Source organism: Streptomyces sp. NPDC054842 (genome assembly GCF_053611025.1).
Genome location: NZ_JBSGZN010000031.1, coordinates 95195 through 106477 on the forward strand (window position 1 = coordinate 95195; position 11283 = coordinate 106477).

Below are 11283 nucleotides of genomic sequence, written 5' to 3' on the forward strand. Positions count from 1 at the left end.
GCTCACCCATCGTCCGGTCTCCCCTGGCCGTGCGACCCGCGGCCACGCAGAAGGAGTCAGTGTTGAGAAGCAGCACCTCCCACAGACGCACCTCCCACACCGCCCGCCGCCGCGCCACCGCCGCCGCCCTCGTCGGCGTCACCGCGCTGCTCACCGCGGCCGTCCAGTCGGGCGCCGCCAGCGCCGCCCCCGAGAATGCGCCGGCCGGGAAGATCAACCCCGGTTCCGTCGCCGTGCAGCTCACGCCCTCCCAGCGCGCCGAGCTGATACGCGACGCCGACGCCGCCAAGGCGGACACCGCGAAGGACCTGGGGCTCGGGGCGAAGGAGAAACTCGTCGCCCGCGACGTCATCAAGGACAAGGACGGCACCGTCCACACCCGCTACGAGCGCACCTACGCCGGACTGCCGGTGCTCGGCGGCGACCTGGTGGTCGACACCGCCGCCTCCGGGAGGACCGAGGGTGTCGTCAAGGCGACGAAGGCCACGATCAAGGTCGCCTCGCTGACCCCGGCCGTCACCGCCTCGAAGGCGGAGAAGCAGGCCCTGTCGGCCGCCAGGGACGCCGGCTCGGAGAAGACCGAGGCCGACCGGGCACCCCGCAAGGTGATCTGGGCCGCGAACGGCAAGCCCGCGCTCGCGTACGAGACGGTCGTCGGCGGCCTCCAGGAGGACGGCACGCCGAACGAGCTGCACGTCGTCACGGACGCGGCCACCGGCAAGAAGCTCTACGAGTACCAGGGCATCGAGACCGGCACCGGCAACACCCAGTACAGCGGCACGGTGCCGCTCACGACCACGCTCTCGGGCTCCACGTACACGCTGAACGACGGCGCGCGCGGCGGCCACAAGACGTACAACCTGAACCGCGGCACGTCCGGCACCGGCACGCTGTTCTCGCAGACCAGCGACACCTGGGGCAACGGCACCACGTCGAACGCCGCCACCGCGGGCGCCGACGCGCACTACGGGGCCGCCGTCACGTGGGACTTCTACAAGAGCTCCTTCAACCGCAGCGGCATCAAGAACAACGGCGTCGGCGCGTACTCCCGGGTCCACTACGGCAACGCGTACGTCAACGCGTTCTGGGACGACGGCTGCTTCTGCATGACCTACGGCGACGGGTCCGGCAACGCGAAGCCGCTGACCTCGATCGACGTGGCCGCCCACGAGATGAGCCACGGTGTCACCTCCAACACCGCGGGCCTCAACTACTCGGGCGAGTCCGGCGGTCTGAACGAGGCGACCTCCGACATCTTCGGCTCCGGTGTGGAGTTCTACGCCAACAACTCCTCCGACGTCGGCGACTACCTCATCGGCGAGAAGATCGACATCAACGGCAACGGCACCCCGCTGCGCTACCAGGACAAGCCGAGCAAGGACGGCGCGTCCAAGGACAGCTGGTACTCGGGCATCGGGTCGATCGACGTCCACTATTCCTCGGGTCCCGCGAACCACTTCTTCTACCTGCTGTCCGAGGGCAGCGGCGCGAAGGTGATCAACGGCGTCAGCTACAACTCGCCGACCTCCGACGGCCTCCCGGTCGTCGGCATCGGACGCGAGAAGGCGCTGCAGATCTGGTACCGGGCGCTCACCACCAAGTTCACCTCGACCACCAACTACGCGGCGGCCCGCACCGGCACGCTCGCGGCGACGGGTGAGCTGTACGGCACGACGAGCGCCGAGTACAAGGCGGTGCAGGACGCGTGGGCGGCCGTGGCCGTGGGCGCGCGTTCCGGTGGCGGCGGTGGTGGCGGCACGTCGTTCGAGAACACGGCCGACGTATCGATTCCGGACAACGGCGCGGCCGTGACGTCCTCGGTGACGGTCTCCGGGCGGACGGGCAACGCCCCGTCGAACCTGGCGGTCGCGGTGGACATCGTGCACACCTGGCGCGGTGACCTCGTCATCGACCTGCTCGCCCCGGACGGCACCGCGTACCGGCTGAAGAACTTCAGCTCCTCCGACTCGGCGGACAACGTGAACACCACGTACACGGTCGACGCGTCCTCCGAAGTCGCCAACGGCACCTGGAAGTTGAGGGTCCAGGACCAGGCGGCGCAGGACACCGGCTACATCAACAGCTGGAAGCTGACGTTCCCGTAGACCGTCCCGCGGTCCCGCACAGGCAGGGCGCCGTCCCGGTGGTTCGACTCCCCGGGGCGGCGCCCTCTTTTACCGTGCCCTGACCCGGCCTTGGTTGCCTCTTTGGGCAAGATCGATTCCGCATTGCGTACAGCGGTGTTCACTCAACGAACGCTTTCCGGCCAAGCTTTGATCGCCCTCCTGACATGTACGCGCCCCAGGTGCCACTCTTTCCACCGCACGGCACTCCCGCACCGCACCTTCGTACTTCCGGACGGCCACCCCACGCCGCCCGGTCGCCCCCACATAAGGAGCTTGCGTGACTCCCCTCTACGCGCGTCACAAGCGCACCACCCTGGCCATCGCGACCGCCGTCGCGGCCGGGGCGCTCCTCACCGCCGGTATGACCACCGGTGCGTCCGCCCAGACCCCCACCTCCCCCTCGGGCGCACCCGCGCTCTCCGCCGCGCCGGTGCAGCTGTCGGCCGCGGCCCGCACCGCCCTGATCAAGGACGCCCAGGCCGACGTCACGCGGACGGCCGACGAGATAGGTCTCGGCGCCGAGGAGAAGCTCGTCGTCAGAGACGTCGTCAAGGACGCCGACGGCACGGTCCACACCCGCTACGAGCGCACCTACGGCGGACTCCCGGTCCTCGGCGGCGACCTGGTCGTCCACGAGACGAAGGCCGGGAAGACCCAGGGCGTCACCAAGGCGACGAAGGCGGCCATCGACGTGGCCTCCCTGAAGCCCGCCGTGACCGCCCAGAAGGCCGAGAAGCAGGCCGTGAAGGCCGCCCAGTCGGCCGGCTCCGAGAAGACGACCGCCGACAAGGCCCCCCGCAAGGTGATCTGGGCGGCCGACGGAAAGCCGGCCCTCGCCTACGAGACCGTCGTCGGCGGCCTCCAGGAGGACGGCACCCCCAACGAGCTGCACGTCGTCACGGACGCGGCCACCGGCAAGAAGCTCTACGAGTACCAGGGCATCGAGACCGGCACCGGCAAGACGCTGTACTCCGGCAGCGTCCCGCTGACCACCACCCTGTCGGGATCGACGTACAGCCTGACGGACGGCACCCGCGGCGGCCACAAGACCTACAACCTCAAGCACGGCACGTCCGGCACCGGCACCCTGTTCACCGACGCCGACGACGTCTGGGGCACCGGCGCCGCCTCCAGCTCCACCACCGACCAGACCGCCGCCGCCGACGCCGCGTACGGCGCCCAGACGACCTGGGACTTCTACAAGAGCACCTTCAACCGCAGCGGCATCAAGAACAACGGCGTCGGCGCCTACTCCCGGGTCCACTACGGCAACGCGTACGTCAACGCGTTCTGGGACGACGGCTGCTTCTGCATGACGTACGGCGACGGCTCGGGCAACACCCACCCGCTGACCTCGCTGGACGTGGCCGGCCACGAGATGAGCCACGGCGTCACCTCCAACACCGCGGGCCTCAACTACTCGGGCGAGTCCGGCGGCCTGAACGAGGCGACCTCCGACATCTTCGGCACCGGCGTCGAGTTCTACGCCAACAACTCCTCCGACGTCGGTGACTACCTCATCGGCGAGAAGATCAACATCAACGGCAACGGCACCCCGCTGCGCTACATGGACAAGCCCAGCAAGGACGGCGGCTCCGCCGACTACTGGTCCTCCACGGTCGGCAGCAAGGACGTGCACTACTCGTCCGGTGTCGCCAACCACTTCTTCTACCTGCTGTCCGAGGGCAGCGGCAGCAAGACGATCAACGGGGTCTCCTACAACTCCCCGACGTACAACGGCTCCGCGGTCACCGGCATCGGCCGCGCCAAGGCGCTGCAGATCTGGTACAAGGCGCTGACGACCTACATGACGTCGTCGACCAAGTACGCGGGCGCCCGCACCGCGACCCTGTCCGCGGCCTCGGCGCTGTACGGCTCCACCAGCACGGAGTACGCGGCCGTGAAGGCCGCCTGGACCGCGGTCAACGTCAACTGACCCGCGCTCCCACCCGTCGGGCGGCCCCCGGAGAGAAGGTTTCTCCGGGGGCCGCCCTTCGGGAGCGCCGTTCGGGGCACCCCCTAGGCTGTCCCCCATGCCCTTCACCTACGAGGACGTGGGCGCGACCCGCGAGGACCGTTGCCCGCCGGGCTTCCACCGACTGCATGTCCGGAACCGTATCGGCGAGGGCGAGGACGTCTTCCGCAGGGCGTGCCAGGCACTGCTGACCTGGGAACTGCACCGCGCGGTGGGCGTCGCCGTCTCGTCCGACGCGCAGACGGCGGCGCCCGGTGTCGACGTCACCGTCGGCATCGGCCCGATCAAGGCCCCCTGCCGGGTCGTCTGGACGGTCGAGGAACCCCGCCGCGCCGGATGGGCCTACGGCACACTGCCCGGCCACCCGGAGTGCGGCGAGGAGGCCTTCGTCGTGGACCGCACCGGCGACGGCACCGTCTGGCTGACGGTGACCGCCTTCAGCCGCCCGGCCAAGTGGTACACCCGGGCGGGCGGCGCGGCCACCCGCGGCCTCCAGCACGCCTACGCCCAGCGCTGCGGAGTCGTCCTGCGCCGGCTCTGCGCCGAGGTGAAGGAGTAGCGGCGGTCCGGCCCCGCCGCGCGGGCGGGGCCGGACGCCCTCACCGCATCAGCACGCCCGCCCCCTCGCCGGTCTCCTCCGACGGGACGGTGACCAGGCCCAGTTCGGCGCTCGACGCCAGCAGCCGGTGCGCCGGCAGGATCCGGACGGTGTAGCCGAAGGGTCCGGTGCGGTCCAGGGACAGCGGGCCCTCGTAGACCCAGCGGCCCTCCATGTCCGGGCCGCCGGCCGGCTTGAGCGGCACCGTCGCCGCGTCCGCGATGCTGTCCTGCGCGTCCACCCGCCCGGCGACCGCCTGCACCTCGACGTCGTCGGGGCCGAGGTCGGCGAGGTCCACGCGGACCCGCAGGCTGAGCGTCGTGCCGAGTTCGGCGGTCGTCGTCTCCGCCGACGCCTCCACGTGGTCGACGGCGACCCGCGGCCAGGCCGCCCGCACCCGGGACTTCCACCCGGCCAGCTCCCGGGCGGACTCCGGGGTCACGGCGCGGTGGGCGCGGGCGGCGGGCGCGTACAGGCGCTCCACGTACTCCCGGACCATCCGGCCGGCCAGCACCTTGGGACCCAGGTGTGTCAGGGTCTGACGGACCATCTCGATCCAGCGGTCGGGCAGGCCGCCCTCCCCCCGTTCGTAGAAGCGCGGGGCGACGCGGCGTTCGAGCAGGTCGTAGAGGGCCGCGGCCTCCAGTTCGTCGCGCCGGTCGTCGTCCGTCGCCGTGCCGTCCGCCGTCGGGATCGCCCAGCCGAAGTCCGGCTGGAACCACTCGTCCCACCAGCCGTCCAGGACGGACAGGTTGAGGCAGCCGTTCAGCGCGGCCTTCATACCGCTCGTCCCGCAGGCCTCCAGCGGGCGCAGCGGGTTGTTCAGCCAGATGTCGCAGCCCGGGTAGAGCTTCTGGGCCATCGCCATGCCGTAGTCGGGCAGGAAGACGATGCGGTGGCGCACCCGGGGGTCGTCGGCGAAGCGGACCAGTTCCTGGATCAGGCGCTTGCCGCCGTCGTCGGCGGGGTGCGCCTTGCCGGCGACGACGATCTGGACCGGGCGCTCGGGGTGCAGCAGCAGGTCCATGAGCCGGTCCCGGTCGCGCAGCATCAGCGTCAGCCGCTTGTACGAGGGGACGCGGCGGGCGAACCCGATCGTCAGGACGTCGGGGTCCAGCACGCCGTCGATCCAGCCCAGCTCGGCCGTGCCCGCGCCGCGCGTGCGCCAGGAGGCGTGCAGGCGCTCCCGTACCTCGGTGACGAGTTGTTCCCGCAGGACGCGGCGCAGGTCCCAGATCTCCTGGTCGGGGATCTCGCCCACCGCGTCCCAGCGGTCCGAGCCGCCGACGGTGAGCGCGTCCTCGGTGCGCCGGCCGCCGATCTGCCGGGCGCCGAGGCGGAACACCTCCGGGGCCACCCACGTCGGCGCGTGCACCCCGTTGGTCACCGAGGTGATCGGCACCTCCTCGGGGTCGAAGCCCGGCCACAGGCCCGAGAACATCTCCCGGCTGACCTGTCCGTGCAGCAGGGACACGCCGTTGGCGCGCTGGCCGAGCCGCAGGCCCATCACGGCCATGTTGAAGAGGTTCGGCTCGCCGCCCGGGTAGGTCTCCATGCCCAGGCGCAGGATGCGCTCCACGTCGATCCGGGGCAGTTCGGCGTCGGGGCCGAAGTGGCGGGCGACCAGTTCCCGGTCGAAGCGGTCGATGCCGGCCGGGACCGGGGTGTGGGTGGTGAACACGGTGCCCGCGCGGACGGCTTCCAGGCCGGAGTCGAAGTCGAGCCCGGTGTCGCACAGTTCGGCGATGCGCTCCAGGCCGAGGAAGCCGGCGTGCCCCTCGTTCGTGTGGAAGACCTCGGGCTGCGCGTGGCCGGTGAGCCGGCAGTACGTGCGGACCGCGCGCACCCCTCCTATGCCCAGCAGCATCTCCTGGAGCAGCCGGTGCTCGCTGCCGCCGCCGTAGAGCCGGTCGGTGACGCTCCGTTCGCCGGGGGCGTTCTCCTCGACGTCCGAGTCCAGCATGAGGAGCGGGACGCGGCCGACCTGCGCCAGCCAGACGCGGGCGCGCAGCCGGCTGCCCCCGGGGAGGGCCAGGGACACCTGGGCGGGGGTGCCGTCGGCCTCGCGCAGCAGCACCAGCGGCAGCTCGTTCGGGTCCAGGAGGGGGTAGTGCTCCTGCTGCCAGCCGTCGCGCGAGAGGGACTGGCGGAAGTAGCCGTGCCGGTAGAGCAGGCCGACGCCGATGAGCGGGACGCCCAGGTCGCTGGCGGCCTTGAGGTGGTCGCCGGCAAGGATGCCGAGGCCGCCGGAGTACTGGGGCAGGGCGGCGGTGACACCGAACTCGGGTGAGAAGTAGGCGATGGCGGCGGGCAGTTCGGCCGACTGCGTCTGGTACCAGCGCTCGCCGGTCACGTACTCGCGCAGGTTGTCGGAGGCCGCGGCCAGTCTGCGCAGGAAGCGCCGGTCCTCGGCCAGCTCGGCGAGCCGTGCGGTCGGCACGCTGCCCAGCAGCCGGACCGGGTCGCCGCCGGACGCGGCCCAGCGTTCGGGGTCCACTGACTGGAAGAGGTCACGGGTCTCCGCATGCCACGACCACCGCAGATTGCGCGCGAGGTCGACGAGCGGGTGAAGGGCTTCGGGGAGTACGGGTCGAACGGTGAACCTGCGGATTGCCTTCACGAATTCCACCTTCACGGAGGACGTACGCGGCAGAGGGACGCACGTCGCTGTGCGCCCTTCGTCACCCACGACGGTAACGGGACGAGCGCCCTCGCAACCACGGCGCACGGCGGGACACGCGGTGGGACTCCCGCGCCGACCTGCCGACTTCGGCGTGAATTCGCCGCAACATTCCCCTGGGGGTGTGATGCGCCGGATGGCCGGTTCCGCCCGCCTGTGCGCTCTTGTGGCGCTTCGCGCCCCACGAGAGGGTGCTCTGTGACGCACCGGCCCGGACCCGCCCCGGCGGGGTGGGCCCCCGTCTCGTGCGTCGCGTCAGGGAGGGGAACCCGGACATGCCACAGACGCGTACCAGACGCCCGCACCGGGCGGGGGCCCTTGTCGCGGCCGTCACCGCGGCGGTGCTCTCGGCCGCCGCGCCGCCCGCGCACGCCGCCACCGAGGGGCGGATAGGCGGCGCCGGGGGGCCCGGCGCGGTCGCCGGGAGCTACCTCGTGACCCTGGACGGGAGCACGCGGGCGTCCTCGGCGGCCGGGCGGGAGGTCGCCGAGACGTATGGGGCGAAAATCAGCCACACCTACCGGACTGCTCTCAACGGGTACGCGGTGCGGGCCGACCCCTCCGGGGCACGCCGGCTCGCGGCGGACCCCCGTGTCGTCTCGGTCGTCCAGGACACCGCCGTGCGCCTCGACCACCGGCAGCGGAACCCGCCGTCCTGGGGCCTTGACCGGATCGACCAGCCGGCCCGGCCGCTGGACCACCGCTACTCCTCACCGGACTCCGGGGGCGCCGGCGTCACCGTCTACGTCATCGACACCGGCATCCGCGTCACCCACCGGGACTTCGGCGGCCGGGCGAGCCACGGCTGGGACTTCGTCGGCCACGACCGCACCGCCCGCGACGGCAACGGGCACGGCACGCACGTCGCCGGCACCGTCGCCGGAAGGACGTACGGCGTCGCCAAGAAGGCCGAGGTCGTCGCCGTGCGGGTCCTCGACGACGCGGGGGCCGGCACCACCGCGCAGGTCATCGCGGGCATCGACTGGGTCACCAGGAACGCCAGGAAGCCGGCCGTCGCCAACCTGAGCCTGGGCGGCCCGGCGAACGCGCAACTGGACGCGGCCGTACGCCACTCCATCGCCTCGGGCGTCACGTACGCCGTCGCGGCGGGCAACGACGGACTTTCGGCCAGTCTGTACTCTCCCGCCCGCGTCCGGGAGGCGCTCACCGTCGGTGCGACCGGCCGGACGGACGCCCGCGCCAGGTTCTCCAACTTCGGCCCCGGGGTCGACCTGTTCGCCCCGGGCGTGTCGGTCACCTCGGCCGCGCACACCGGCGACACCGGCAGGGCGACCCTCTCCGGCACGTCGATGGCGACTCCGCACGTCACAGGCGCCGCCGCGCTCTATCTCGCCGGTCACCCCGGGGCGACTCCGGACCGCGTGGGCAAGGCGCTCGTCGAGCGGGCGAGCCGCGGGAAGGTCACCGGCGAGGGGCGAGGCTCACCGGACCGGCTGCTGCGGACGAGCCGTCCGTAGCGGCGCGCACGGGAGTACGCTCCGGCCGGACCGCCGGGCTCCGGCCGGCCCCGCCCGTTTCTGAACAAGGCCGGTCTTGTGTGCAGATTTACGCGTGAGTAGTTAACAAAGCGCCGGATTGCTCACCCGAATAGGGTGGGAAGGCTCCTCCGGTACGCCCCTCAGGAGTCCACCTCCCCACACTCTCATCCGCCCACCCACGTTGACGCGGACAGGAGCGGTCATGCCCGCCAAGCACCACACGTCGCCACCCCCGACGCAGCACACCGTCACACCCTCCATGAGCAGGGTCGATTCAGGTCCCCCGACCGCGGCGAAACCCTCCGCGGACCGCACGGCGGGAGTCGGACGCATCCCCGTCCTGGACGTCCGGCCACGCGTGTTGGAAGGACGTCGCCCCGCGAAGGCGGTGGTGCGCGAGTCGTTCGAGATATCGGCCACGGTCTTCCGGGAGGGCCACGACGCGGTCGCCGCCAACGTCGTCCTCAGAGACGCCGAGGGCCGTGAGGGGCCCTGGACCCCGATGCGCGAACTGGCCCCCGGCACCGACCGCTGGGGCGCCACCGTCTCCGTGCCGACGGAGGGCCACTGGACCTACGCCGTCGAGGCGTGGAGCGATCCCGTCGCCACCTGGCGCCATCACGCGGGCATCAAGGTCCCCGCGGGAATGGACACCGAGCTGGTCCTGGAGGAGGGGGCCCGCCTGTACGAACGGGCGGCCGCCGGCCTGCCGGACGGCGGCGGGCGGGACGTCGTCCTCGCCGCCGCGGCCGCGCTGCGCGACACGGAGCGCCCCGCCGCGTCCCGGCTGGCCGCCGCGCTCACCCCCGAGGTGGACCGGGTCCTCGCGGGGCGTCCGCTGCGGGAACTCGTCACCTCGTCGGCGCCGCTGCCCCTCGTCGTGGAGCGCGAACGGGCGCTCTACGGCGCCTGGTACGAGTTCTTCCCGCGCTCCGAGGGCGCCGTCGTCCGGCCGGGCAGGCCGCCGGTCAGCGGGACGTTCCGCACGGCGGCCGAGCGGCTGCCGGCGATCGCGGAGATGGGCTTCGACGTCGTCTACCTCCCGCCGATCCACCCCATCGGCACCACGTTCCGCAAGGGTCCCGACAACACGCTGTCGGCGGGTCCGCACGACGTGGGCGTGCCGTGGGCGATCGGCTCGCCGGAGGGCGGCCACGACGCCGTCCACCCGGACCTGGGCACGATCGAGGACTTCGACGCCTTCGTACGGCGGGCGGCCGACGAAGGGCTCGAAGTGGCGCTGGACTTCGCGCTCCAGTGCTCCCCCGACCACCCGTGGGTGGAGAAGCACCCCGAGTGGTTCCACCACCGCCCCGACGGGACCATCGCCTACGCGGAGAACCCGCCGAAGAAGTACCAGGACATCTACCCGATCGCCTTCGACCGGGACATGCCCGGTCTGGTCGAGGAGACCGTGCGCGTCCTGCGGTACTGGATGGACCACGGCGTGCGGATCTTCCGGGTGGACAACCCGCACACCAAGCCGGTGGTGTTCTGGGAGCAGGTCATCGCGGACGTCAACCGCACCGACCCCGACGTGATCTTCCTGGCCGAGGCGTTCACCCGGCCCGCGATGATGCACACGCTCGGGGCGATCGGCTTCCAGCAGTCGTACACCTACTTCACCTGGCGCAACACGAAGGAGGAGCTGACGGAGTACCTCACCGAGCTGTCCGGTGAGGCCGCCGCGTACATGCGGCCCAACTTCTTCGTGAACACCCCGGACATCCTGCACGAGTTCCTCCAGCGGGGCGGCCGTCCCGCGTTCGAGGTGCGTGCGGTGCTCGCCGCGACGCTCTCCCCGACGTGGGGCGTCTACAGCGGGTTCGAGCTCTGCGAGAACGTGCCCGCCCGGGAGGGCAGCGAGGAGTACCTCCACTCCGAGAAGTACGAACTGCGCCCCCGTGACTGGGCGGCGGCGGAGCGCGAGGGCCGCAGCATCGCGCCGCTCCTCGCGAGGCTCAACGCGGTACGGCGCCGCAGCCCGGCCCTGCGGCAGCTGCGCGACCTGCACTTCCACGCCACGGACAAGGAAGCCGTGATCGCCTACTCGAAGCAGAGCGGTTCGAACACGGTTCTGGTGGTGGCCAACCTCGACCCGCACCACACCCAGGAGGCCACGGTCTCGTTGGACATGCCGCAACTCGGCCTGGACTGGCACGAGTCCGTGCCGGTGCGCGACGAGCTCACCGGTGAGACCTACAACTGGGGCAGGGCCAACTATGTGCGTCTGGAGCCGGGGCACAGGCCGGCGCACATCCTCACCGTCCTGCGACCGTCCTCACCGCAGATCGGAGGGTCACCCGCCATATGATCGTCAACGAGCCCGTCCCGGACACCTTCGAGGACACCCCCGCCAAGGACCGCGACCCCGAATGGTTCAAACGAGCCGTCTTCTACGAGGT

Annotated in this window: 6 protein-coding genes; 5 read left to right on the plus strand and 1 reads right to left on the minus strand. The window is 71.6% G+C overall.

The window, feature by feature from the left end; all coding sequences use genetic code 11:
* The first annotated feature begins 62 nt into the window (after nucleotides 1–62).
* From ACWGIS_RS23810 to ACWGIS_RS23820, 3 genes are all read left to right on the plus strand, one after another.
* The gene (locus ACWGIS_RS23810; RefSeq protein WP_453364484.1) at nucleotides 63–2105 is read left to right on the plus strand and encodes a M4 family metallopeptidase; all 2043 of its coding nucleotides are present in this window, start codon (nucleotides 63–65) and stop codon (nucleotides 2103–2105) included.
* A 298-nt stretch (nucleotides 2106–2403) separates the two neighbouring features.
* Nucleotides 2404–4062 carry a M4 family metallopeptidase gene (locus ACWGIS_RS23815; protein WP_453364485.1) on the plus strand — a complete coding sequence of 553 codons (1659 nt, stop codon included), beginning with the start codon at nucleotides 2404–2406 and terminating at the stop codon, nucleotides 4060–4062.
* Nucleotides 4063–4159: 97 nt separating this feature from the next.
* The gene (locus ACWGIS_RS23820; protein ID WP_453364486.1) at nucleotides 4160–4660 is read left to right on the plus strand and encodes a DUF1990 family protein; all 501 of its coding nucleotides are present in this window, start codon (nucleotides 4160–4162) and stop codon (nucleotides 4658–4660) included.
* A gap of 40 nt (nucleotides 4661–4700) precedes the next feature.
* Here ACWGIS_RS23820 and ACWGIS_RS23825 read toward each other — a convergent pair whose 3' ends face one another.
* The gene (locus ACWGIS_RS23825; protein WP_453364487.1) at nucleotides 4701–7319 is read right to left on the minus strand and encodes a glycosyltransferase family 1 protein; all 2619 of its coding nucleotides are present in this window, start codon (nucleotides 7317–7319) and stop codon (nucleotides 4701–4703) included.
* Nucleotides 7320–7654: 335 nt separating this feature from the next.
* On the opposite strand from ACWGIS_RS23825, the gene ACWGIS_RS23830 reads away from it, so the two are divergent.
* Nucleotides 7655–8857: a S8 family peptidase gene (locus tag ACWGIS_RS23830; RefSeq protein WP_453364488.1), complete on the plus strand. Its 1203-nt coding sequence runs from the start codon at nucleotides 7655–7657 to the stop codon at nucleotides 8855–8857.
* Nucleotides 8858–9080: 223 nt separating this feature from the next.
* Nucleotides 9081–11192: an alpha-1,4-glucan--maltose-1-phosphate maltosyltransferase gene (locus ACWGIS_RS23835; RefSeq protein WP_453364489.1), complete on the plus strand. Its 2112-nt coding sequence runs from the start codon at nucleotides 9081–9083 to the stop codon at nucleotides 11190–11192.
* The last annotated feature ends 91 nt before the right edge of the window (nucleotides 11193–11283 follow it).

Coding starts and splice junctions, on each gene's coding strand:
- ACWGIS_RS23820 (WP_453364486.1), top strand. CDS start 4,160: ATGCCCTTCACCTACGAGGACGTGGGCGCGACCCGCGAGGACCGTTGC.
- ACWGIS_RS23830 (WP_453364488.1), top strand. CDS start 7,655: ATGCCACAGACGCGTACCAGACGCCCGCACCGGGCGGGGGCCCTTGTC.
- ACWGIS_RS23835 (WP_453364489.1), top strand. CDS start 9,081: ATGCCCGCCAAGCACCACACGTCGCCACCCCCGACGCAGCACACCGTC.